This is a genomic window from Bradyrhizobium erythrophlei, assembly GCF_900129425.1.
Classification (GTDB): Bacteria; Pseudomonadota; Alphaproteobacteria; order Rhizobiales; family Xanthobacteraceae; genus Bradyrhizobium; species Bradyrhizobium erythrophlei_C.
The window spans coordinates 6087916-6110037 of record NZ_LT670817.1 but is presented as its reverse complement, the minus strand read 5'-3'; the positions used below and the strand labels follow the sequence as shown (position 1 = coordinate 6110037).

23 protein-coding genes and 1 pseudogene are annotated in these 22122 nt (G+C 60.7%); 12 read left to right on the top strand and 12 right to left on the bottom strand.

Annotated elements, in window-relative coordinates; all coding sequences use genetic code 11:
• Window positions 1-111: 111 nt before the first annotated feature.
• The 3 genes from B5527_RS29295 to B5527_RS29285 form a co-directional block, all read right to left on the bottom strand.
• Window positions 112-951, bottom strand: coding sequence for an alpha/beta fold hydrolase (locus tag B5527_RS29295; RefSeq protein ID WP_079607593.1), 840 nt, complete (start codon window positions 949-951; stop codon window positions 112-114).
• Between the two features lie 257 nt (window positions 952-1208).
• A complete protein-coding gene (locus B5527_RS29290) occupies window positions 1209-1469 on the bottom strand; it encodes a hypothetical protein (RefSeq protein ID WP_154072599.1) in 261 nt (86 codons plus the stop codon).
• 218 nt (window positions 1470-1687) lie between these two features.
• Window positions 1688-3244, bottom strand: a complete 1557-nt coding sequence (locus B5527_RS29285) for a tetratricopeptide repeat protein (protein WP_079604609.1) — start codon at window positions 3242-3244, stop codon at window positions 1688-1690.
• Here B5527_RS29285 and B5527_RS29280 point away from each other — a divergent pair.
• Together B5527_RS29280 and B5527_RS29275 are read left to right on the top strand one after the other, a co-directional pair.
• Window positions 3234-3464, top strand: coding sequence for a hypothetical protein (locus tag B5527_RS29280; RefSeq protein WP_154072598.1), 231 nt, complete (start codon window positions 3234-3236; stop codon window positions 3462-3464). The two genes, B5527_RS29285 and B5527_RS29280, sit on opposite strands and share 11 nt — an antisense overlap.
• On the top strand, window positions 3461-5125 hold the full coding sequence (locus B5527_RS29275; protein WP_079604607.1) for a tetratricopeptide repeat protein: 1665 nt from the start codon (window positions 3461-3463) through the stop codon (window positions 5123-5125). The genes B5527_RS29280 and B5527_RS29275 overlap by 4 nt, the downstream gene beginning before the upstream one ends.
• A 42-nt stretch (window positions 5126-5167) precedes the next feature.
• Here the strand turns inward: B5527_RS29275 and B5527_RS29270 are convergent, their stop codons facing one another.
• Window positions 5168-5458, bottom strand: coding sequence for a hypothetical protein (locus B5527_RS29270; RefSeq protein ID WP_079604606.1), 291 nt, complete (start codon window positions 5456-5458; stop codon window positions 5168-5170).
• A gap of 344 nt (window positions 5459-5802) precedes the next feature.
• On the opposite strand from B5527_RS29270, the gene B5527_RS29265 reads away from it, so the two are divergent.
• Together B5527_RS29265 and B5527_RS29260 are read left to right on the top strand one after the other, a co-directional pair.
• Window positions 5803-7074, top strand: a complete 1272-nt coding sequence (locus B5527_RS29265; protein ID WP_079604605.1) for a CaiB/BaiF CoA transferase family protein — start codon at window positions 5803-5805, stop codon at window positions 7072-7074.
• A 224-nt stretch (window positions 7075-7298) separates the two neighbouring features.
• On the top strand, window positions 7299-8075 hold the full coding sequence (locus B5527_RS29260) for a transporter (protein WP_154072597.1): 777 nt from the start codon (window positions 7299-7301) through the stop codon (window positions 8073-8075).
• Between the two features lie 157 nt (window positions 8076-8232).
• Here B5527_RS29260 and B5527_RS29255 read toward each other — a convergent pair whose 3' ends face one another.
• Together B5527_RS29255 and B5527_RS29250 are read right to left on the bottom strand one after the other, a co-directional pair.
• Window positions 8233-8469 carry a hypothetical protein gene (locus tag B5527_RS29255; protein ID WP_079604604.1) on the bottom strand — a complete coding sequence of 79 codons (237 nt, stop codon included), beginning with the start codon at window positions 8467-8469 and terminating at the stop codon, window positions 8233-8235.
• Between the two features lie 133 nt (window positions 8470-8602).
• Window positions 8603-8863: a hypothetical protein gene (locus B5527_RS29250; protein WP_079604603.1), complete on the bottom strand. Its 261-nt coding sequence runs from the start codon at window positions 8861-8863 to the stop codon at window positions 8603-8605.
• A 257-nt stretch (window positions 8864-9120) separates the two neighbouring features.
• Here B5527_RS29250 and rocF point away from each other — a divergent pair, with 257 nt between their 5' ends.
• Window positions 9121-10095, top strand: a complete 975-nt coding sequence (rocF, locus tag B5527_RS29245) for an arginase (protein ID WP_079607591.1) — start codon at window positions 9121-9123, stop codon at window positions 10093-10095.
• Between the two features lie 17 nt (window positions 10096-10112).
• Here the strand turns inward: rocF and B5527_RS29240 are convergent, their stop codons facing one another.
• Window positions 10113-11633, bottom strand: coding sequence for an FAD-dependent oxidoreductase (locus B5527_RS29240; RefSeq protein WP_197689225.1), 1521 nt, complete (start codon window positions 11631-11633; stop codon window positions 10113-10115).
• Window positions 11634-12114: 481 nt separating this feature from the next.
• Between B5527_RS29240 and B5527_RS29235 the strand changes: the two genes are divergently transcribed.
• The 5 genes from B5527_RS29235 to B5527_RS29215 all read left to right on the top strand — a co-directional run bounded on the left by B5527_RS29235 (window position 12115) and on the right by B5527_RS29215 (window position 17022).
• A complete protein-coding gene (locus B5527_RS29235; RefSeq protein ID WP_079604602.1) occupies window positions 12115-12297 on the top strand; it encodes a hypothetical protein in 183 nt (60 codons plus the stop codon).
• A gap of 261 nt (window positions 12298-12558) precedes the next feature.
• A complete protein-coding gene (locus tag B5527_RS29230) occupies window positions 12559-13686 on the top strand; it encodes an FUSC family protein (RefSeq protein ID WP_079607589.1) in 1128 nt (375 codons plus the stop codon).
• A 60-nt stretch (window positions 13687-13746) separates the two neighbouring features.
• Window positions 13747-15003, top strand: a complete 1257-nt coding sequence (locus B5527_RS29225; RefSeq protein ID WP_079607588.1) for an arsenic transporter — start codon at window positions 13747-13749, stop codon at window positions 15001-15003.
• Between the two features lie 173 nt (window positions 15004-15176).
• Entirely contained in the window at window positions 15177-16463 is a 1287-nt protein-coding gene (gene soxC, locus B5527_RS29220) for a sulfite dehydrogenase (RefSeq protein WP_079604601.1), read from the top strand.
• Window positions 16450-17022, top strand: coding sequence for a c-type cytochrome (locus B5527_RS29215; protein ID WP_079604600.1), 573 nt, complete (start codon window positions 16450-16452; stop codon window positions 17020-17022). Before soxC ends, B5527_RS29215 begins: the two co-directional genes overlap by 14 nt.
• A 51-nt stretch (window positions 17023-17073) precedes the next feature.
• Here the strand turns inward: B5527_RS29215 and B5527_RS29210 are convergent, their stop codons facing one another.
• Window positions 17074-17433: a PRC-barrel domain-containing protein gene (locus B5527_RS29210; protein WP_079604599.1), complete on the bottom strand. Its 360-nt coding sequence runs from the start codon at window positions 17431-17433 to the stop codon at window positions 17074-17076.
• A 218-nt stretch (window positions 17434-17651) separates the two neighbouring features.
• On the opposite strand from B5527_RS29210, the gene B5527_RS29205 reads away from it, so the two are divergent.
• Entirely contained in the window at window positions 17652-17885 is a 234-nt protein-coding gene (locus B5527_RS29205; protein ID WP_245332305.1) for a hypothetical protein, read from the top strand.
• A 30-nt stretch (window positions 17886-17915) separates the two neighbouring features.
• On the opposite strand, the gene B5527_RS29200 is transcribed toward B5527_RS29205, so the two are convergent.
• Both B5527_RS29200 and B5527_RS29195 read right to left on the bottom strand, forming a co-directional pair.
• Window positions 17916-18101, bottom strand: a complete 186-nt coding sequence (locus B5527_RS29200) for a hypothetical protein (RefSeq protein WP_079604597.1) — start codon at window positions 18099-18101, stop codon at window positions 17916-17918.
• A gap of 131 nt (window positions 18102-18232) precedes the next feature.
• A pseudogene (locus tag B5527_RS29195) lies at window positions 18233-18985 on the bottom strand (hypothetical protein).
• A gap of 256 nt (window positions 18986-19241) precedes the next feature.
• Here B5527_RS29195 and B5527_RS44665 point away from each other — a divergent pair.
• A complete protein-coding gene (locus tag B5527_RS44665; RefSeq protein WP_154072595.1) occupies window positions 19242-19484 on the top strand; it encodes a hypothetical protein in 243 nt (80 codons plus the stop codon).
• A 171-nt stretch (window positions 19485-19655) separates the two neighbouring features.
• Here the strand turns inward: B5527_RS44665 and B5527_RS29190 are convergent, their stop codons facing one another.
• Together B5527_RS29190 and B5527_RS29185 are read right to left on the bottom strand one after the other, a co-directional pair.
• A complete protein-coding gene (locus tag B5527_RS29190) occupies window positions 19656-20879 on the bottom strand; it encodes a mandelate racemase/muconate lactonizing enzyme family protein (protein ID WP_079604596.1) in 1224 nt (407 codons plus the stop codon).
• Window positions 20880-21111: 232 nt separating this feature from the next.
• Window positions 21112-21999 carry a TauD/TfdA dioxygenase family protein gene (locus B5527_RS29185; protein ID WP_079604595.1) on the bottom strand — a complete coding sequence of 296 codons (888 nt, stop codon included), beginning with the start codon at window positions 21997-21999 and terminating at the stop codon, window positions 21112-21114.
• Between the last annotated feature and the right edge of the window lie 123 nt (window positions 22000-22122).

Genomic DNA, 22122 nt, shown 5'->3' with positions numbered 1-22122 from the left:
TAGGCCCGAAATATGTTCCGCCGGAGGCAAAACAGGGCAGGAGACTGCTTTCAGGCGTTGGTGAACCAGCAATCGACCGGCATATGGCGGGTGCTCAGGGTAGCTTGCCCCCTAAGGAAGCGGCGCCGCGGCGTTGGTCACGATCGGATTGTCAGTAGGTGCGGGCGCCAGTTCGCTGCTGCTGCCGCCGCTGCCGAGAAACGCATCGAGCGTGGCCTGAATCCTCTCCTTGACGGAGTAAGGACCGCGGTCGCTCATATCGGTATGCTGAAACTGTGTCCTGACGATATCGATACCGTCCAACTTCGCCTGCTCAGGGGTCGGCAGTACGCCGGGATCGGTCTGGAATCTGGGGTCCTTTGACCGGAAAGACAGGATCTTCATCTTGTCATTGAGCACGAAGGGGACGCGCAAATTATCGAGCGTGACAACCTTCGATACCGTTTCGGGATGTTGCTTGGCGTAGTACATCGCGATATCGCCGCCATTGGAATGCCCGACGAGTGTCAGATGATCGTAATCGGCGTTCGGTTGCGATTTTTCCAGTTGTCCAAGCACAAACTGAATGTTGGCTTCACCTTTTTCATACACTTCGCGCCGGCCGACATATGGCAGGCCGACCTTGGTCACCAGGGGCGGATCGGTGGGAATATCCTGCTGAACGCTGGCAACCAGATATCCCCGTGCCGCAAGCACGTTGGCGAGGAACGAATATTCGGTGTTCTTGACGGTGTTGCCGTTGCTGATGATGGCGACCGGAAGCTTCCAGTAACCGGCATCTGCTTTCATTTCGTAGTCACGGCGGACGGCGAGATCGACGGCGACCGGCCGCTGCCGCACGGTGTCGAAGAGATTTAGCGTCTCGTGCCGAATGCCCCATTTGCTGATAGCAAAATAGACGGCGCCGACGAGAGCGCAGAGGCATATCAGAACGGTTATTCCCCGTTTCATCGTTGTTTCCATCCCAATCACTTTTGATTCAACAGGTAGTGCTGAAACGCGCAAGCAATGAGGCTGGGTCAGTTCGCTAAAATTAAATTTGAGAAAGTCTATTGCGTTGCAGCAAATTGAAGCCACCGCTTCAACGAGACCCGCCTGATGACCGCCTGACCGCAAACAGTGGGTCTAAACGCCAACACAATGGTGCTGTAGTCGCTGGCTGCGTCGTCCTCCAGCGTCCGAACGGGCCTGACGGATCATCGGGCCTGCTAACGGGCCTTCTGCGACGCCGCCCGGGCCACGGCACGCGAGAAGTAGTCTCTGGCCACGGCATCCAGTGCGGCCGAGATCAACTCCTCGGATTCGATCGCGCGACCAATGTGCTCGGCCTCGAGCCGCTCGGCTTCTTGAATATATTCGATCGCAAGCTCGCGTAGCCGGTGGAACTCAACGTCGTCAGGAATGGGATAAGCGACCGCCAGCAAATCTCTGGCGCGCGCGCGAGCGCGATCATCTCTCATGCTGGCCATCAGCGCCTCCCGAAGTGGTCTGCATGCCCTTAGTTGAAGGAGTTGCTGTACGGCGGCCTCGGCAGAACGCCCGTCAGCAATCATGGCCGAACCTCGGCAATGTCAGAGCTAAGCGTTTCAACCATGTCGGGTTCCGGACAAGCGGTCTGATTTTTGAAATTTAACCGGTTCCCCTTGGCCGATAATGTCAGTGCCGGGAACAGACGTCGGTGAAAGACCTAGGCTCGGCTTGCCCCGGCCGATTTCTGCATGATCATCGCCACAACGGCGTCGAGTATTTTGCCGACGGCGGCCCGCCGGTATTCCCAGCGCTCGTCGGGATCCGGCGGAGCGATCACCATGGTGGCGTTGGCTTCGAACAACAACAACTCACCGTCGCGACCAATCCCGAAATCGATTCCCGCATACTCGAGATCGAGCGCGACTTTAATCCGTTCGAGCGCCGCGATCGCCTTGTCTCCAAGTACCGCCGGCATATCGCCGAGGAAGCGTTGCTCCTCCAGGCGATGGTCCGGCTTGTCGGCCATGTCAGAGGTGAAATAATGCACTTTCCATTTTTGGGATATCGCGAGATGCAGCGGATAGATATGGTCTTCGATCATCATCACGCGGTATTTTCGCGCGTTGCCGTCCTTGCCGCGGGCATCGAGATACTCGATCACCAGCAGATCCTCTCCGGGAAGGCCGGCCGCCGCGGCCGATAATTCGGCTGCCGTCTCGACGAGGATGAAGTTGCGTCCGGTGTGGTAGCCGGGCGAGCGCAGCAGCAGCGGAAACGTAAATTCCTGGCTTGCAATCGAAACGGCGCCATCCGGGCCGGCGAGGCTGTCGCGAGCCATGGCTATGGTTCGCGGAGTTTTCACCCCTGGTATGGCGCGGAGCAGCCGGGCGTTGCTGATACGGCCGGTTTTCATCACCGCGCGGGGATCGTTGATGACAGGCGCGGTCGTCCGCGCGATCAGGCGGACGGCAGCCTCCAGCGCCGGTTCGCAGAGGTCGGCATCGCCGATCGCATTGAAGATCAGTTGATGCGGCGGCAACGGGATCGATGGATCGAGATAGTCGGTGACGATCACGGATGTCAGAAAGGTGCAGTCGTCCAGGAACGAAGCGGTCGGGATATTTCCGCCGCCCGACGAAACCAGTTGCAGCAGGGCGACTGGCGGCTTGGTCCCGCGATACGGCAGGGTTGAAATGGCATTGTCGCGAAAGCCCTTCTGGAAATGATGTCGGGCTCCGGCGCGGTCGCCAAGATCCGAGAGCACGGCGCCGAGTCCCTGATGCGCCTGGGCGTGTTCCGGATCGACCCTTAAAGCGGCCTCGTAATGCCCGCGCGCTTCGGCGTGCCGGTTGGCGCGAAGCAGCAGGTTAGCGAGATTGATATGGCCCATCGGATTCAGGGGATGGTGGAGGATCGCTTCCGAATAGACCCGGCAGGCGGCATCGATCGCGCCCATATTGGTGAGCAGTGTCCCGAATTCATTGAGCGCGCTGAAATTGGTGGGCTGCCTTCGCAGGATGTCGATGAAGGCTTGTTGGGCATCCTGCCGCCGGTCGAGGGCGCCCAGCAGAACCGCGCGCTCGATCTCGACATCGATAGCGCCGGCCTCCTCGACGGGCTGGCGCGCGAGCCGATCGTCAAGCTGCCTTAGCCTCGATTCCTGCGCCAGGCGCGGAGCCCAGCCGCGACCGCTGCCGGCAATATCACGCGAGTCAGCCGCGTTCTGTTTCAATCCGGTCACGGTGCGCGCAAGCTCGGCCTCGATGGCCTCCAATGCTCAATTATCTGCTGATTCGCTCGGCATGTATCCCGAATCTTACTGGTTGCCAGCGACGGGGAACATTGCCAAATATTTCCACTTCGGCGTCCGAAACGTCCAGGAGCAACTTTTTCGCGCCGGCAATCCCAAATTCGTGCCGCGGCAAAACTTTATTTACCATAGCACCGACATGGTCGGCTCCCGCTTCCACCGCAGCAAGGTGAAAATCACATGACGGCAGCCGCGCCAGCAACCTCTCCCGGGGAAACCGATATCGCTGGCTCGTTCATTGCGCAACAGCTCCGCGTTGGACTGGAATGTTCCGCTGCCGGCAGGCTTGAGGAGGCAATCGCTGCGTATCAACGCGGTCTCGCCGCAGTCGAAAAAGAATTGCCCGCTGAGACGCCGATCGAGACAATTTCCGAGCTGCATTCAAGGCTCGGCAACGCCTGCATGGTTCGCGGCGATCTCGATCTCGCAGCTGAGAATTATAAGGCCGCATTGCGGTTGGCGCCGCACCTGACGGACTGCTGGTGCAACCTAGGCAACGTGCAACACAAGACGGGGAAGCCCCAGGATGCCGTCGCGTTTTATCTTCAGGCGCTGAGGCTGAATCCAAGGCATTGGCCGGCGCGCACCAATCTGGTTCAGGCCCTGATGGCCACGCGGCAATACATCATGGCCAAGGCAATTTTGTTGGAGCTGATCGACGAACGGCCGCAAGACGGCCAGATCCGCCATCAGCTTGGCAAGACTTGCTTTGAGTTGAATGAACTGGATACCGCGATCGAATGTTTTCAGCAGGCTGCCGTCCTCAATCCCGCCGATGCTGAAAGCATCTATTGGATAGGCGGCATCAAGCAGACGATGGGCGAAACCGAAGCGGCCAAGGCCGCGTACGCCGCAGCCGCACGAATACAGCCCCTGATCCGGCGGCCGGCAGTCAAATCTCCTGCCGATTTTCGTGTCCTGGCGCTCTATGCCCCGTTCGCCGGCAACACGCCGACCGAATTTCTATTCAAGGATTGCGGCTACGACATCGATACGCTCGCCTTGTTTGCCTCCAGCGAATGCGATTCCGAAAGCCTGAGGCAGGGCGTACAGGTCGTCGTCAATCTGGTTTCCGATGCGGACCAGGCCGACGGGCTGCTGCCTCTGGTCGCCGATCTCGTCAGCAGGCTTGGCAAGCCGACGGTCAACGATCCCCGGAAAATCCAGAGAACCACGCGGGACAATGTGGCGGGTCTGCTGGGGGGGATCCATGGCTGCCGCATCCCAAGGGTCCTGCGTCAGAACGCGGGTTCGGATCTTTCCGTTGCAACGCTGCGGGCTGCGCTTGCGTCTCCGTCCTTCATCCTGGTCCGGCCTGCCGGGACGCATGGCGGCGATGATTTCGAAAAGATCGAAAGCCCGATCGAACTCGAGGCGGTTGTTGTACAGCGCCCCGGTACCGACCGCTATTTCATCGAATATGTCGACTATCGCTCAGCCGACGGCTATTTCCGCAAGTATCGGTTCATTTTCGTGGATGGTCAGATCCTGCCGTACCACCTCGCGATCGCGGACAATTGGAAGGTGCATCACGAAAACACGGACATGGCCGATCACCAATGGATGCAACAGGAGGAAACGGCCTTCCTCAACGATCCCACCACCGTTTTCAATTCCGGACACTATCAGATGCTGCGGGCAATCCAGCAGCGCATCGACCTTGAATATTTTGGCATCGATTGCGGGCTGGACCCTTCAGGAAATCTTGTCGTGTTCGAAGTGAATGCCACGATGCTGGTCCACGAGCACAATCAGAAATTTCCCTACAAGGATCCGTTCGTGCTTCGCATCAAATTGGCATTCGACGAGATGTTGCGGAAACTCGCGATCGCTGACGTTTCCTGAACTCCGTTACACCCGCTTAATGGCCTTTCGGGCGATTGGGCCCTAACTCATTTCCTGTGCGAGCAGCATCACCTTCAGCGTGCTTTCGCTAAGCCGCCCCAGGGTCGAGGGTGGCTTGTGTTCGGATCCCTCGATCGGCAGGAAGTTCTCCGGCGGGATACCGGCCAGTGTCGATCGGCCGGGGCCGATCGGTTCATAGGTTTCCTCGACGTCCGCGGTATCTTCAACCGCGCCGCTCGCGCGCGTCGGGACACGGCTCTTTCGAGTTTCGATCTTCTTTGGCTTCGACTGTGGAACATAGACGATCGGTGGCAGGATATGATGTCGCGACATGATTCACTCCCATTGTCTCAACTGACACACTCAACTGACACACGAGCAAATCTCAGCCGAGGGAGCAGCAAATCCCGGGCCATGAAATTTTCGTTACAAATCAATGTGGATCTGGCGCTGATGATGTCGACCCCGGCAGGATTTGCCCGGTAGCTGCCGGAAATTGGGCTGTTTTCTCCCAATGAGGAGACCAGACCCGAATTTTTTCAGTCTGTCCGTCTTCAAGTTCGACCTGCCGGTCCGGCAGGGCACCGGGTACTTGTGGAGGTCTGGAAATAGTCCTTAAAGTCGCGTTGGGCGGCGCTCACGATGGTCGCCAATCGAGATAGAGGGAAGCGTCGATCATGACAGCCAGACCGCAATTGCCGGATCGCACGCCGCGAGCCAAGGGCGTGCCGACGGCGCTGGATGGTCTGCTGGTCGTGGATTTCACCCGGGTTGTCGCCGGTCCTGCCTGCACGCAAACCCTCGCCGATTTTGGCGCCGAAGTCATCAAGATCGAGAACCCGGATGGCGGCGACGATACGCGGAGCTATGAGCACGCCGATCTCGCCGGAGAAAGTGCTGCTTTCGTCAGCTTGAACCGCAACAAGCGCGGCATCGCCCTCGATCTCGCCAAGCCCGAGGCGTGCGACATCGCGCGGGAATTGATCGCGCGGGCGGATGTGGTGGTGGAGAACTTCTCCGCCGGTGTGATGAAGAAGTATGGCCTCGACTACGCTTCCGTCGGGCCGACCAATCCCCGCCTGGTCTATTGCTCGATCTCGGCCTATGGCCGCCAGGGGCCGTTTGCATCCCGTCCTGGCTTCGATCCGATCACGCAGGCCGAAAGCGGGTTCATGTCACTCAATGGTTTTCCTGATGGGCCGCCGGTACGGACCGGACCACCCGCGGTCGACATGATGACGGGCATGTCAGCCTGCAACGCCATCCTGCTGGCGTTGTTCGCCCGCGATCGGCTCGGCCGCGGCCAGCATGTCGAGGTCGCTCTGTTCGACGTCGCGCTGGCGATGACCCAGTTTTACGGCATGGCCTATTTGATGACCGGCACAAATCCGAGCCGCCAGGGTAATTCGCCGAACGGATCACCCTCCGTCGGGGTCTACGCAGCGTCGGACGCGCCGTTTTATATCGCCTGCGCCAATGACCGGCTGTATCGCCGCCTCGTGATCGAAGTGCTTGGCCGGCCCGATCTCGCCAGCGGTGAATTCGCCGACCGGCGTTCACGAACGGCCAACAAGGAGAAACTGCGCGCGATCCTCACCGGGATTTTTGCGCAAGACCCTCGCGAAAACTGGGTGGCGAAGATGAAGTCGGCCAACATCCCCGTCGGCTATCTCCGTACCGTCGCGGAAGCTTTCAACTCTCCTGAAGTGCGCGAGCGCCATCGTGTCAGCCAAATTCCGCACCCCGCCGCAGGTTCGGTCCCCAACATCGAGCCGCCGATCCGTCTCGGCTTGACACCGCTGGCGGACCCGATGGCGGCGCCTTTGCTGGGCGAGCATACCAAGGACGTTTTGCGCAAGACGCTCGGCTATGACGAGGCTCGCATCGCAGCGCTGGCCGAGGCGGGGGTTTTCGGGAAGATGCCGAAGATGACTGAAGTCGCGCGGTGACACGCCGGGGTTCGAATAGTTGCGGTTGTCTTGGTGACATCACCACTTCGCGACCACCGGGCCGCGCCCAGTCAAATTTCCGAGTGCCAAACGTTCCGCCCGAAAGCAGCAGCGCGATAATGCGGCCGATTTGCCGGGCTGAACGCGGGCAAACGGTTCCGCGGCTTGCCGCAGAATCGGCGGCCGTCACGCACCAGCCATAATAGCTGTCTTCGATTGGTCGCATGCGGCACAAGGTTACGGCATATCCGATAGAACTGGGTGGAGCGGTACGCACATCGCAGATTGCTGGCTTGATGTTGATGGCGCTGGTGCAGCCTGCGTCAGCCGGGCCGCCCTACGTGTCGGACGATCCCGAACCAACGGACTACAAACACTTTGAAATCTATTCGTTTAGCAGCGGGACAGCCACGCAAGGTGGAATCAGCGGCGCGTCCGGCATCGATTTCAACTACGGCGCCGCACCCGACCTGCAGCTGACGGCCACCGTGCCGGCGGCCTTCGGACAACCCACCGGAGGAAATACCAGCGTCGGCTTGAGCAATGTCGAACTTGCTGCGAAGTACCGCTTCTTGCATCAAGACACCTTTGGTCTGGACGTCAGCATCTTTCCTCGCGTGTTTCTGCCGAGTGGCTCCAGCGCAGTGGGCAATAATTTCGCCTCGCTTCTGCTTCCTGTTTGGGTAGAGAAGGACTGGAGCAATGGTTGGTCCGCGTTCGGCGGCGGAGGCTGTGTGATCAGCAGCGGTAATTCACAGAATTTCTGTATGACCGGAGGCGTGCTGACTTACCAGCTGTTGCCCAAGCTGCAGGTCGGCACCGAGTTGTTTCACCAGACGGCCGACACCGCCGGCAATCCGGCAACAACCAGTGTAGGCCTCGGCGTCCGCTATGATCTGAATGACACCTATCACCTGTTGGGATATGTCAGCCGCGGCATTGAGAACACCAACGAAACCGACCAGTATTCCTGGTACGCGGCGGTGCTTTTCACGTTTTGATTTTCGCTGCGGCGCTGCGAACGTCGTTCAGTTGGTCACGAAGTACCAAGCTCCTCCGCACTCGAAAGTTAGAAGAACCCCGGTTAGGCCGGGGCTCTTCTAACTCGTTCGAGACGTGCCGGAACCCGGGCTAAACCCGTAAGGGGCGTGGCGAGGCTCAGATGTGATTGTCTTGAGCAGGAGGCGATGCCTTTTGATCGGTTCTGTTGGCGTCCCGCTTGTTGGCTTCGTGATGGCCGATGATGCATCCTGCAACCACACCGACCTTGCCGTGGCCGGCCATATGGCCGGCAATGCCGCCGACGATAGCGCCTTTGATGCATCCTTTCGCCCCGGCGGCGGCGGGAGCCAATGCGATGCCCAGAACGGCGGTGCAGATGATCAGCGGCTTCATGGTGGTTCTCCGAAAAGGCCAGTCGCTGCAACAATCCGGGTTGCGATGATTGGTTCCCACTGGGAATTTACCAGAAATATCGATCGTGCTGATGACCGCCGCGGCGACTCTGGGCGCGGACTTCAGGGCGAATCTAGCGCCGGCGCGCTACCGCTATGCCGAACAAGAATGCGACGAACAGGCTTGCGAGCGGAGCCTCCCGGGTAACGGCGCTGATGGTCGAGAGCGGTTTTCCCGGCTCCCGCGCGGTCGCAATGGCAGAACTTAGCCGGTCAACTGCCACCCGCAGCGCTGCGGAAACTTCCGTGATGGTGCGCGATACATCCGTCGCCGCGTCGATGGCGCGTTCGGCCATGCCCGGTTGCGGGATCGGCTGCGGTATTTCGACGTTCACGATGGCTTCCCCTCGAATCTGGATTGGGATCCGATGAGGCCGCCGCCTTTGGCTATCCGCGACAGGCGCCGTATTGAACGGCGGGGCCTCGCGGTGAAAATGCGGCAGCGGGAGCTTTGTTCCGTGGGATATTGCACTGGCCTCCCAAAATAGCCGCGAAAGCGAAACACGAATACTCGGCCGGCGGGCCGAACACTTCTTCCCTGGATTTTGCGAAGCACGTAGTGATATTTGATCACCTCGGAGGGTGTGCCGTGATCGACACTTTCAAATCCGATCTAGCGAAACGAATTGCCGTACTCGGCGCTCCCATCGATATCGGCGCGTCACAGCGCGGAACCCTGATGGGACCTGCGGCGCTGCGAACGGCCGGTCTTCTCACCGTACTCGACGGGCTGGGCCTTGAAGTAAAGGACTACGGCGATCTGTCAATCAACGGGCTCGCCGAACTGGCCGATGCTCCACCTGACAATGCAAAGCACTACCGGGAAATCCAGTGCTGGACGCGGGCATTGAGCAGGCGCGCCTATGAATTGGCGCAGTCCGGCTCCATCCCGATCTTTCTCGGCGGCGATCACTCGCTGTCGATGGGTTCGGTGAATGGCATTGCGCGCCATTGGCACGAAACCGGCCGAGAGCTCTTTGTGCTGTGGCTGGATGCGCACGCCGACTACAACACGCCCGCAACCACCCTGACCGGCAACATGCACGGGATGTCGGCGGCATTCCTGTGCGGCGAGCCTGGGCTGGACAGCCTTGTAGGGGACGAGCCACGCGCATCTATCAGTCCCGATCAACTTGAGCTATTCGGCACACGCTCGATCGACAGACTGGAAAATGAGTTGCTGCAGACTCGTCGCGTCAACGTTGCCGACATGCGCGAGATCGACGAGTTCGGGGTAAGCGTGTCGATCCGCCGCGTCATCGACAAGGTGAAATCCCGCAACGGCGTGCTGCATGTCAGTTTTGACGTTGATTTTCTCGATCCCCATCTGGCGCCTGGCGTTGGCACCACGGTGCCTGGTGGCGCGACCTATCGGGAGGCACATCTGGTCATGGAGATGCTGCACGATTCCGGTTTGGTTCGATCCGTCGATATTGTCGAACTCAACCCGTTCCTCGATGAGCGGGGCCGTACCGCGCGCACCGGTGTTGAGCTGATCGGGAGCCTGTTTGGCCAGCAGATCACCGACAGGCCGACGCCGAGCAATGCAATTGGACCGGGCGATTGAAGCGATCATGCCAGGCTTCACGCCGGCCGAATGCCATGATCTTCGAAGTAGCGTTCAAGGACGCCGACATCGCCGGAGCCATCGGCAAGCGCTACGTAAGTGTCGGGTCTAAGCAAATAAACCGCATCGCGGGCGAGGCCGGCGGCCTCATATTCGGTTCTCCAGTCGAATTTTTGTAAGGGGACGTTGTGAGCCGCGCACCACGCAGCGAGTTCGGTGCGGGCAGAGCCGTAGACATGGACTTGCCATTCCATCGTTGCGAGCGAGCCGAAATTGTCGGATTCCCCGACCAGTGCCCATGGCAGGCGATCGCCGCCATGCACGTGCCCGGCCGTGCCGCGGCTTAAGGGACCCTGGCGGTAATTCAGCATGATCTGCGAGACCGTCCGGAACAGATACTCGCGGACCGCGTCGAAGGCGACAGCCATCGGGAACACCACCGGCGCGACCCGCGTGCGGAGGATGTCGGCGATCCGCCCCTCGGCGGTCGCGAAGCTGAAGACGCGGTCGGTGGTCGCGACTAGCCGCCGGGCAAAGCCGATCCTCTCGGCCTCATAACTGTCGAGCAGAGTGTCGTGCGCGCGCCCGGCCAGGACGGCCGCGAGCTTCCACGCAAGATTGATGGCGTCGCCAATCCCGGTATTCATGCCCTGTCCACCGGCCGGGCTGTGAATGTGCGCCGCGTCGCCAAGCAGGAACGCCCGTCCTTTACGGAAATGCTCCGTCACCCGGTGATGCACATGATAGGTCGAAAACCAGTTGACGTTTTTGATCCCCACCTTGAGATGATTGATCGCCCGATCGCTGATGTCCTTGAAGGTGAGGGTGTCGGCGCGGTCGGCGCGCTCGTCGCGTACCGTCCCGATCAGGCGGGCTCGTCCTTGCCTCGCCAGCGGGAATACGCCAAGGAAATCAGCCTCGTCGAGATCGACGTGCAGTTCGCCATTCAGGGCAGGGCCTTCGGCCTCGACGTCGGCGACGTAGAATATCTGCCGATAGGTGCCGCCGGGAAAGCCGGTGCCGATGGTCTCGCGTACGATCGAGCGCGCACCATCGCAGCCGGCAATGTAATCAGCCTCGCAATCAACCTCCTGACCGTTGGGTCCGCGCAGGCGGGCAACGATGCGATCCTTCTGCTCGACGAAATGGATCAGCTCGGTTTTCCGCTCCACCGCGACACCGAGCGCCTGCAGCCGCTCGATCAGCAATCGCTCGTGCTGGTCTTGGGGAAAGATGTGGAGGAAGGGGTAGGGCGTCAGGCCGGAGCCGACAGTTTCAAACGCGAGCCGCGCCGCCGCTTCACCCTTCACCCAAAGATTGACGGCAGGAACCTGGTGTCCCGCCGCGACTACGGCCTCGGTGAGATCGAGCTGGCGGTAGAGTTCGAGCGTGCGGGCCTGCACGGCCAAAGCGCGCGAAGTCGTACCCGGCTCGGCCGTCTTGTCGACAACGCGCACATTGACCCCTAGCTTGGTCAGCCAAAGTGCCAGCACCAGACCCGTCGGGCCTGCGCCGACGATAAGAACATCACTTCGCATGATCTGCTTCTCCATGTCTGGCTGTTGAAGTGGAATAGCGTATCCAGAATGCCGGAACGGAAGGTTGGTTCGGCCAATAACTCCGGGGGGCGCCGCGGGGGGTCCGCAAGCGGCAGGCATCCGTCCGGCATGCTGCTTGCGTCGACTTGGCTGGATATCCTTCGCAGGATTGCGCACCAGTAGGAGGCCTCATGATCATCACGGCAACCGCGCCGATCGCCGGCGACCCTCGAACATATTGGTCGTGTTCATGCGTCACACTGCATCGTGTCGGTATGTACCGCCGCATGATACTGGCTGCGAGCGGCGTGCTCAATGATCGCCCCGCGACCACCAAACACGAAGTCACCCGAAACCCCGCTGCTCGAGGTAATGCGCTGAACTATTCGCGGATCGAACGTACGCGGGATGATGCTGGTGGGCCGCGGACAGGCGGCCGAGTTTCGCTCTGCACCGACGCCACGCTGAATTGCTCGCCGGCATGCTCGACCAGCACCTCACCGATGAATCCGGCCACATCGTGGAATATCAGCTCTCACCTCCGGGCGTGCTGCGTCCTCCCATCCTTGCCGACTGGACCGCGCTGGTGCAACGTGCGCGCCGCCGATACAGATCGCCGCAACCTGCCATAGTCCAGTCCACAATTGATCGCACCGGCCAGTAGAGACGGGGCGCAACTCACGGGAATCGCCATGCTCGTTCCATGCGCAAATCAAGGAAAAGCCAGGTCACCCACCGCTGTCGGCGCTGAAATTCCTCAAATCCGATCCGGACGGCGGTGCTGGCGCAGAGCGAGGAAATCAAGGCGCGCTACGCGAAAATATTCAAGGTGCGATCGAATCCGAAGGCGGCGTATTACGTTCGGTACGTCCTGAGTATTTCCCGTAACCTTACCAACCGACACCGATATCCCGGATCGATACCAATGACCCCGTCTTTCAAGACTATGGCAGCGTGGCTGCGGTCCCGAAAAGTCGAACTTGGCCTCGGCTTGCGCGTCACCGTGGCGGCCATGGGCGCTTTGGTGATCGCGCTGGCGCTGGGTCTCAGGCTGCCGCTGTGGGCGGTGCTTACTTCCATTATTGTCACCCAGATGAGTGTCGGGCGATCGCTCAAGGCGACCCGCGATTATCTGATCGGGACCCTGGGCGGCGCGATTTATGGCGGGGCGGTCGCCATCCTGATTCCGCACGCCGGCGAAGGCGCATTGCTGTTTGTCCTGGTGCTGGCGGTCGCGCCGCTGGCGTTCGCCGCAGCTATCAATCCCAGCCTGAATGCCGCCACGATCACGGCCATCATCGTGCTGCTGCTCCCGGTCATGAACCGCGTTGATCCCCTCGATTCGGCGATCGATCGGGTGCTGGAAGTCACGGTCGGCGCGCTCACCGGTCTTTTGGTTTCCTTTCTGGTGCTGCCGTCGCGTGCGCATAGTCAGATCCGCGCCAGCGGTGCGAATGCGCTGGAATTGATGGCGTCCGTCCTCAATGAGTTGCTGTGCGGCCTGACACGGGGGCGAGATAACGACGCCTTGCGCAGGCTGCAGGACGGAATCGGTGCCGCCCTGGCTGGATTGAACGCGATCGGCGCCGAGGCTGAGCGTGAGCGGGCCGCTCGCCTCACCACTGGACCCGATACCGGCCCATTGCTGCGAACCGTGCTGCGGCTGCGCCATGATCTGGTGATGATCGGGCGCGCCAGCGTGGTGCCGTTGCCCGCCGAGTTGCAACGACGGCTGGCTTTGCCGTTGACGCGCATCAGTGACGCGATCGTCGAATATCTCAGCAAGACCGCCGCCGCCCTGCGGAACGCCACCTTCCCGCCATCGATAGCGCCGGTGCAGGCTGCATTGCAGGCTTACGGAGCCGAGGTCGCCTCGGTCCGCAGCGAAGGCTTGACCAGAGGATTGCCTGGAGACGTGGCGGAGCGGTTTTTTGCCCTGGGATTTTCGCTCGAGCAAATGCGCCAGAATTTGAAGGATCTGGAGCGCTGTGTGGCAGACTGGGCAGAGGCGCCAACGGGTTCGAGGAGCAAGACGGCCGATGAGGCAGAGTAACGTCGCGCGGCGGCATTGTTCTGGTGGCCGCAAGGCAACCGCACGGGCGGCTGCGCAGTGATGCCCGACACCAATGCCGCCACCTGGGGAATCGCAGCCCTCGCGACGCTTGGCGTGATCGCACGGCCGTGGAATCTGCCGGAGTTTATCTGGGCGGTCGCCGGCGCCGCGTTGCTCGTACTGCTCAACCTGCTGCCATGGCCCGACGCGCTTGCAGCCGCAGCCAAGGGCACCGACGTTTATTTCTTCTTGATCGGCATGATGCTGCTGGCTGAAGTGGCGCGGAAAGAGGGGTTGTTCGACTGGCTCGCCGCGCAGGCGGTCCGGCATTCGCACGGCTCGGCAAAGCGGCTGTTCCTGATTGTCTACATTGTCGGCACCATCGTCACGGTTCTTCTGTCCAACGATGCCACGGCCGTAGTTCTGACCCCAGCCGTCTATGCCGCGACCCGCGCCGCAAAGGTCGAACCGCTGCCGTATCTGTTCATTTGCGCATTCATCGCGAACGCGGCGAGCTTCGTGCTCCCGATTTCCAATCCCGCCAACCTCGTCGTATTCGGCCAGCAGATGCCGCCGCTAGGGGGCTGGCTGCGCATCTTCGCGTTGCCTTCGGTTGTCGCCATCGTTGCAACCTATCTCGCGCTGCGGCTGACGCAGCGCGATGCGCTCGATTCGACCGTCGCCACAGTAGATGGCATTACGCGGCTTACGCTCGGTGGCAAGCTCGCCGCGTTCGGAATCGCCATGACGGCGATCGTGCTTCTCGCGGCATCGGCGATCGGCCGGGATCTCGGGCTTCCTACCTTTATCGCGGGGGCGACCGTGACAGCGATAGTATTGATGCTCGGGCGTCAGTCGCCACTACCGGTTCTCAAGGACGTCTCGTGGTCCGTGCTGCCGCTGGTGGCAGGTCTGTTTATCCTTGTCGAAGGACTGAACCGGACCGGCGTTCTGCCAGCCATGGCTCGCGTTCTGAAGGAGGCCGCGACGACCTCGCCACAGATCGCTTCCTGGATCGCCGGCGTTGTGGTCGCCATAGCATCGAACCTTGCGAACAATCTTCCCGTCGGTTTGATGGCGGCAACGACAAGTCAAACCGCGCAGGTTCCGGCACACGTCACGGGCGCGATCCTGATCGGCGTCGATCTCGGACCCAACCTGTCGGTGACGGGCTCGCTCGCCACCATTCTTTGGCTAATCGTGTTGCGGCGCGAAGGAGAGCACGTCAGTGCCATGCGGTTCCTGAAGCTGGGGATAGTGGTCATGCCGCCGGCGCTGGTGCTTTCCCTGCTTGCCCTGTCGATGGTGTCGCGATGAGCGGAGCGCGGCTTCGAATGACACACGTCCCGAGGGGCCTCTCAGCATTCGCTGGAGGACGGTTTAAGGCCACCACCGGCCAAAATACCCGCTTTTTGAATATTTGGCGGCACATATTGCCAGCCACTACATTGATATGTTCCATACCTGCCGCTTTCGAACGGAGGACGCCGATGACCGAGCCAACCGACTCTGACAATGATCTCGCCGTCACGTCGCGCCGACGTTTCCTGCGCGAGGGCAGCGCCTTGATGGGTGGTGCCGTCCTGGGCAGCCTCGCGGGCGGCGAGGTTTCGGCGGCTACAGAGAATGCCGACAACCTTCCGCCCAATATTCCCGAGTGGATGAAGACACCGGGCGATCCGATGGGAAGCCAGCTTTATGGAACGCCTTCGCCGTTCGAGAAGGGCGTGGTTAAAAACATTCCGAAAAACTTGTCGCAATACCTGTCCGCTTCCGGACGGACACCGCTTGGAGATCTCGACGGCATTATCACGCCGAACGGGCTGTTCTACGAACGGCATCACGGCGGCGTTCCCACGATCGACCCGGCGCAGCATCGGCTGATGCTCCACGGCCTCGTCGACAAGCCGCTGATCTTCACCATGGACGATATCCGGCGATTTCCTTCCCAATCGCGCATCTACTTCCTCGAATGCTCCGGCAATCCCGTTTACACAAAACCTTACGGCAAGACGGCGTCCGATCTCGTCGGTCTGCTGAGCTGTGCCGAATGGACCGGGGTGAGCCTGAAGCTGGTGCTACAGGAAGCCGGATTGCAGCCGGACGCCAAATGGGTCATCGCCGAAGGCGCCGATGCGGCGGCGATGACGCGCAGCATTCCGATTGAGAAATGCCTCGACGATGCCATGCTGGTGTATAGCCAGAACGGCGAGCGGCTGCGCCCGCAGCAAGGCTATCCGCTGCGGCTGCTGCTGCCCGGCTTCGAAGGCAACATGAACGTCAAGTGGCTGCGCCGGCTGCATGTTACTGCTGAGCCGTCTTACTCGCGCGAGGAAACATCGAAATACACCGACCTGATCCCAGGCGGCTCGGCGCGCGAATTTACATTCTACATGGAGGCCAAATCGATCATCACGCGGCCGTCGGGCGGCCAGAAGCTGGCCACGCCTGGATTCCACGAAATCAGCGGCATCGCCTGGAGCGGCCACGGCAAGATCAGGCGGGTCGACGTCTCCATCGATGACGGCAAGAACTGGCAGGAAGCGCAGTTGCAGGAGCCGGTGCTGACCCGGGCTCTGACCCGCTTCACGCTGCCCTGGCATTGGGATGGCCAGCCGGCCGTGATTCAAAGCCGCGCCACCGACGAGACTGGCTACGTTCAGCCGACTCTGGCCGAACTCCTCACGGTGCGCGGCGACAATTCCTATTACCACAACAACGCGATCTGGCCCTGGCACATCGCGGCGAATGGCGAGGTGACCAATGCGCTTGCGTGAGAGTTACATCGCAGCCTTCGCTGTCGTCGCCGCGCTGAGCGCGACGACTGCGAAGGCACAAAGTCCTTACGGCATCGGACACCCCGCGACGCCGGCGGAGATCGCGGGCTGGAACATCGATATCGATCGCGACGGCCACAACCTGCCTTCGGGAAACGGCACCGTCGGTCACGGCCATGAGGTGTTCGATGCGCAATGTGCGGCCTGTCACGGCGCCAAGGGCGAGGGCGGCGTCGGCGATAAACTGGTCGGCGGGCAGGGCACACTGGCGTCGCCCAAGCCGGTCAAGACGGTCGGCAGCTATTGGCCCTACGCCACGACCCTGTTCGACTATATCCGCCGCGCCATGCCGCAGAACGCGCCGGAATCCCTCAGCAATGACGACGTCTACGCCGTGTCCGCCTATATCCTTAATATGAACGGCTTGCTGCCGGCGGACGCCACGCTTGATGCCAAAACACTGAGCGCGATCAAGATGCCGAACCGCGGTATGTTCGTCGGTGATCCCCGTCCCGACGTCAAAAATCCGGACTGCATGACGGGTTGTGGAAACAAATAGGCAGGCGTCTGTTGAAAAGAAAAGGCCCGCGGGATGCGGGCCTTTTCGGTTCTAAATGGCGACACCGTAGTAATCGTTCACGGAACCTATTCGCGCAGGGTCGCTCCAGTTCCAGGCGTTATCGTTGCCGTATTTCGGTGCTCCCTTGAGCTGCGTCTCGGTAATGCCGGTGCGATAGCCGCCAAGGGCTGTGTCGTATTTCAACGATTGCCAAGGCAGCGGATAATGGTCGTCGCCGATCCCGAGAAAGCCGCCAAAGCTCAAGACGGCGTATGAAACCTTGCCGCTCTTCTTGTCGATCATGACGCGCTCGATCGATCCGATCTTGGTGTCGTTGGCACCATAGACGGCAGTTCCCTCGACCTTATCGCTGCCGATGAGGGAACCTGTTTCTCTTGTTTCCGTGACCATGATTGGTCCTCCCTTGTTCAAAGGTTCAAACGAGTGGGATCAAGGATTGTTCCTCAAACAAAACAAGGCCTTCTGAAGGATCACGGCGTTTGACAGGAACCTTCGCCGCCGCCGAAAGTTTGTTTTGCAAGAAGAAAGAAACAGGTCAGGGTGGACAAATGGCTAAAGGTCATTCGAGCAAGAAAGATTGGCGGACGCGAACCCCGAGCCGCGCCCCAATGCTGATCGCGCTCGCCGTGGCCGTCTTCGGCATGCTGGCAATGCTGGTCGTAGATCACGGTCCGTGGAGTCATCCGAATGTCCAAACCGCCGAGGTCGCCAACTACAAGACCACGGGCGCCGCTGCGCGAGCAGCCGGAGCCAACGTGACGCCGACCGCGCCCAAGACGGATCTCGAACCCACCGCGCCCGGGCCGAAACCCGCTCAGCCGGCAAACCCGGCGACGCCCTGAGTCTCCTTCCGAAAACACCAACCGACGATCTTACCGAACGCTGACGAACGCGCCCCATACCGCCGCGAGAATGGCGGCGACCAAAACGTAGATTGGATTTTCGCAAAACGTGCTGCCGTATCGGCATAACTCGACACCGGCGCTACCGATCTCTTGATGCCCAGCGGCATAAAACATGCCGGACAGCACCGCCAGTACCGCGGCTACGAAATACATCAGACGTTCCTCGTGTAGGGAAGCCTGCGCCAACCGAAAAAGTTTACCCGGGATCATTGGTCAGTCGGCAGCATAATCGAAGTCAAGCCGGAACGGGGAAAATTCGTTCCGGCCCAAAGGCGGGGCTGTTTTTATGCATCGGCAGTTTGACCGGGATGCGAGCCGGCTCGTTGCGGCAGAACAAGCAGACACGCCAATATAAAAATGGCGATAGCCGCCGAAGCTAGCGGGCGGCTTAATGCAAGGCCGCCATCGGTTCCGGGCTTATCGAGCAAATCGCCAACCGTCGCGCCCAGCGGCCGGGTCAGAATAAACGCGGCCCAGAACAGCGTTACCCTGGATACATTGGTCCAATAGTAGGCCGCCGCGACAATCGCCAATGCGGCGCCGAACACCAGCGCCCCGCCTTCATATCCGAGGCCGGTGGAATCGGCCATCCAGTCGCCGAGCGCCGTCCCCAACGTCTGGGAGAAGGTGATGGCGGCCCAAAAAAACATCTCCGCCTTCGGCGAGTTGACGGTGTTGACCGAGATCGAGCCTGACGACCAGTACCAAAGGCCAAGCGTGGCCAACAAACAAACCAATAAAATCGACGAGCCGCCGGTGTAGCCGACGCCCAGCGAGCGATCGGCGAAATCCGCCATCGTGGTGCCGAAGGTCGTGGATCGTCGCCCAGTAGAGAAAGGGATGAAACTTCTTCGCCATGATCTGCAGGCTGACGAGGATTACCAAGGCAGCGAGGAAGAGAGCGGTCCCGGCCAGATAGCCCCAGTTGAGCGTCATGGTGACGGTATCGCCGCCGGTTCGCCGAGTGTCGTTGCGGCGATTTTAATAATCCAGAAAGCGAGCGTGACTTCGGCAATCTTGTTGAATGATTCTGGCATGTCTCGCGCTGCCTGACCCCGAGGCCGCTTGTTCAGTTTACCGTGGGCGTTCCCCGGCACCCCGGCACCCCATCGCAACGCTGACGCCGGATTTGTGTTCAAGCGCAAAAAATAACCCACCGCATTCCGATGATTTTTGGCTCGGAGCCGTACCCGAGGTCGCCCGTTTTTAACTTCGGCCATTGTGAACGAAATCACATTGGTCAGCGGCATCCAACGGTATTTTCTGTTGGGAGATTCGGATACGGAGGCTGTTATGATGAAAGACGGAGATGACGCTGGTCATTGTTCCAGCGGCTTATCAGCCCGCAATTATCGAGGGGCGACTGCTGAGGATCGAGCCATCTATCGAAAATGGATGCTCGGCATGCTGGTCTTCTACAGCATGCTGCTGCTGATATCTGGCGTTGTTGCCGTTGTGATCGACACAAGCCCCGGCCTGACGAGGCTCACGACGCTTTCCGTCCATTCACCGGCCGGCTCTCCCCGATCGAATTGAGGAAGACGATGAGAATAGCGGCTCCCGGCTGCCGAACGTTTGAACAGCCGTGGCGGCGCGGCGCGCTTGATCCGCCGTGTCGCGAGGCCTGCCAGCGCCGCTCGTCGAGAGATGGTGTGTCGCGGTGCCGACATTCGATCACACTGCTCGCTTTGCTCCGCGGATGACCCGCTACAGCTGCGGGGCCTTTCGACCATAGTTCAGTAGCCCACCCGTACCCCTCGGCGGATGAGCGCGAAGCGCCTCTTCGTTGGGCTCGGTGCCCCAGCCGGGCCGGTCGGGAATGACAAGATGGCCGTCGACGATCTCGGGCACGTGGGTGAAAAGCTCGTGATCCCATGCCAACCGGTCGATATCGGTCTCCATGATTCGCAAATTCGGCACAGCCGCGCTGAAATGGGCGTTCATCATGGTGCAGAGATGGCCGTAAAAATTATGCGGCGCAACGTTGACCTCGTGCGCCTCGGCGCTTGCCGCGATCTTCATCGACTGCCATACGCCATTCCAGGGCGTGTCGATGATCGCGACGTCCATCGCCTGTTCGCGGAAATAGGGCAGAAATTCGCGCAGCCCCAACAGCGTCTCGCATGACGAAACCGGGTGCGGACTTTGCCGTCTGATGTAGCCGAGCGCTTCGGGATTGAAGCTGTCGATCTCGATCCAGAACATGTCGAGGTCGGCAATGGCGCGCAGGATCTTGAGATAGCCTTCGGTCTTGGCGTTGAAGTTGAGGTCGAGCAGGATGTCGACATCCGGGCCGGCGCCATCGCGGATCGCTTCCAGATGCATGCGCAGATCGCGCAATACCTTGCGGTCGACGTTGATCTCGGGTTCGAAGGGCACGCCGAAACCGGGACGCCAGCCCCGGGGCTTGCCTTCGTCATATGTGAAGATGTTGGTCTTCAGCGCGGTAAAGTTCTTTTCGCGGACCTCGCGGCCGATCGCCTTGACGCCCTCGAGATCGGTGATCGCCGGTTTGTACCAGTCGGGATGGTTGATGCGCCATGTTGCGCAATGCGACCAGTAGACCCGGATGCGGTCGCGGATCTTGCCGCCAAGCAATTCGTAGCAGGGCACGCCGAGCAGTTTTGCTTTCGCGTCGAGCAAGGCGTTTTCGATCGCGCCGAGCGCTTGAGCGACGACGCCGCCGGCAGCGGGGCGGGTCGCCGCGAACAACTCGGCATAAATTCGCTCGTGCTGAAAAGCATTCTGTCCCACTACGCGCGCGGACAGACGCTGGATCGCCGCGCCGACGCCGGGAGAGCCAAAACCTTCGTCAAATTCGCTCCAGCCAACGACGCCGTCTTCCGTGGTGACCTTGACGAAGTGGTAGTTCCTCCAACCGGCGTCGCAAGCGAGCAGTTCGACGCTTTGTACGTTCGATGTCTTCGTCATGGTGTTCCCTATTTTGGTAGCGGCAGAAGCCTGAATCGAAATGCAACCCACGCAATCAGCTCGCATTTTCCGTCATTGCGATGAGCGATGCGACGAAGCAATCCCGGGTCGATACCGTGGATTGTTTCGCGGAGACTGTCATCAGGCGGCGTTGCACCGACCCGTTGGTTCGCAATGACGGTTTCAAGCCCGTTGTTTCTTGTTTCATTATGGTCCCGGCAGGGGAGCGCCGCTATTCGGCTGCCTGCGATGACGGCAAGCGCATGGTTTCAACACCGTCGACCTCGGTCGCCGAGATCGTGGTGCGTACCATCAGGCGGGCCTCGTGCGCCGGCCATGGCCGTCCGCGGTGCATGGTGGCGCGGTTGTCCCACATGACGACGTCGCCTCTTCGCCACGGGTGCAGGTAGCTGGTACCTGGCGCGGTCGCAGCCTCCATCAGTTCCTCGATCAGCTTTTTTCCCGCCGCCGCTTCCATGCCTTCGACCGCGTAGGCGTGCGAGGCGAGGTAGATCGCGCTGCGGCCGTTGACGGGATTCTTCCACACCATGCGCCAGCATTGCGGCGGCAGCGCCGCGCGCTCCTCGGGGGTTGCAAGGCCTGCCGCAATCTGGCTGCGCGAATGCGCGTAGTCGTGCCAGGCAAAGGAGCTCTCGAGCTTGTCGCGCATGGGCGCATCGAGCCGCTCGAAGGCAAGTCGGGTCGAGACATATTCGGTCTCGCCGCCGCGTGCCGGGATGATGCGTGCCGAAAGGATCGATGTGAGCGCCGGCACGCGCTTGAAAGACGAGTCGGTGTGCCAGAGTTGGTTGGCTTTGCTGCGCAGGGATAGCCGGTGGTCAGCCGGCACCACCTTTCCGTCCGGGCCGATGGTACTGAGGGTTACAAAGTGCGAACCCGTGCCTTGCGAACCGACCTTGGTCACTTCCGGTGGGCCGAAGCGGCGCGAAAAGGCGAGTTGGATCTCGTCGGTCACTTCCTGGTCGCGAAACACCAGGACGGAATGCTCCTCGAAGGCCGCGCGCACCACCGCATATACGGCGTCGTCCGCGGCGACATCGGCGAGCCTCACCCCGCGCAGTTCGGCGGCGAATCCCGGACCCAATGGGACGATCTCCATCGGCAAGTCCTCCCTGTTATTATTGCTTGCAACTTTAGGGCAGAACCGCCCGGCCGGCAACGACAGGGGAGGACGGGTCGGCCCTATCGCCCGTCGGCGGCGCTGTATCGCTCGCGGGAAGAC

Coding starts and splice junctions, on each gene's coding strand:
- B5527_RS29295 (WP_079607593.1), bottom strand. CDS start 951: ATGAAACGGGGAATAACCGTTCTGATATGCCTCTGCGCTCTCGTCGGC.
- B5527_RS29265 (WP_079604605.1), top strand. CDS start 5,803: ATGACAGCCAGACCGCAATTGCCGGATCGCACGCCGCGAGCCAAGGGC.
- B5527_RS29260 (WP_154072597.1), top strand. CDS start 7,299: ATGCGGCACAAGGTTACGGCATATCCGATAGAACTGGGTGGAGCGGTA.
- B5527_RS29200 (WP_079604597.1), bottom strand. CDS start 18,101: ATGTATTTCGTAGCCGCGGTACTGGCGGTGCTGTCCGGCATGTTTTAT.
- B5527_RS29225 (WP_079607588.1), top strand. CDS start 13,747: ATGCCCGACACCAATGCCGCCACCTGGGGAATCGCAGCCCTCGCGACG.
- B5527_RS29210 (WP_079604599.1), bottom strand. CDS start 17,433: ATGGTCACGGAAACAAGAGAAACAGGTTCCCTCATCGGCAGCGATAAG.
- B5527_RS29255 (WP_079604604.1), bottom strand. CDS start 8,469: ATGAAGCCGCTGATCATCTGCACCGCCGTTCTGGGCATCGCATTGGCT.
- B5527_RS29185 (WP_079604595.1), bottom strand. CDS start 21,999: ATGGAGATCGTCCCATTGGGTCCGGGATTCGCCGCCGAACTGCGCGGG.
- B5527_RS29190 (WP_079604596.1), bottom strand. CDS start 20,879: ATGACGAAGACATCGAACGTACAAAGCGTCGAACTGCTCGCTTGCGAC.
- B5527_RS29230 (WP_079607589.1), top strand. CDS start 12,559: ATGACCCCGTCTTTCAAGACTATGGCAGCGTGGCTGCGGTCCCGAAAA.
- B5527_RS29240 (WP_197689225.1), bottom strand. CDS start 11,633: ATGCGAAGTGATGTTCTTATCGTCGGCGCAGGCCCGACGGGTCTGGTG.
- B5527_RS29235 (WP_079604602.1), top strand. CDS start 12,115: ATGCTCGACCAGCACCTCACCGATGAATCCGGCCACATCGTGGAATAT.
- B5527_RS29275 (WP_079604607.1), top strand. CDS start 3,461: ATGACGGCAGCCGCGCCAGCAACCTCTCCCGGGGAAACCGATATCGCT.
- B5527_RS44665 (WP_154072595.1), top strand. CDS start 19,242: ATGATGAAAGACGGAGATGACGCTGGTCATTGTTCCAGCGGCTTATCA.
- B5527_RS29270 (WP_079604606.1), bottom strand. CDS start 5,458: ATGTCGCGACATCATATCCTGCCACCGATCGTCTATGTTCCACAGTCG.
- B5527_RS29290 (WP_154072599.1), bottom strand. CDS start 1,469: ATGGCCAGCATGAGAGATGATCGCGCTCGCGCGCGCGCCAGAGATTTG.
- B5527_RS29215 (WP_079604600.1), top strand. CDS start 16,450: ATGCGCTTGCGTGAGAGTTACATCGCAGCCTTCGCTGTCGTCGCCGCG.
- B5527_RS29205 (WP_245332305.1), top strand. CDS start 17,652: ATGCTGATCGCGCTCGCCGTGGCCGTCTTCGGCATGCTGGCAATGCTG.
- B5527_RS29280 (WP_154072598.1), top strand. CDS start 3,234: ATGGCCTCCAATGCTCAATTATCTGCTGATTCGCTCGGCATGTATCCC.
- soxC (WP_079604601.1), top strand. CDS start 15,177: ATGACCGAGCCAACCGACTCTGACAATGATCTCGCCGTCACGTCGCGC.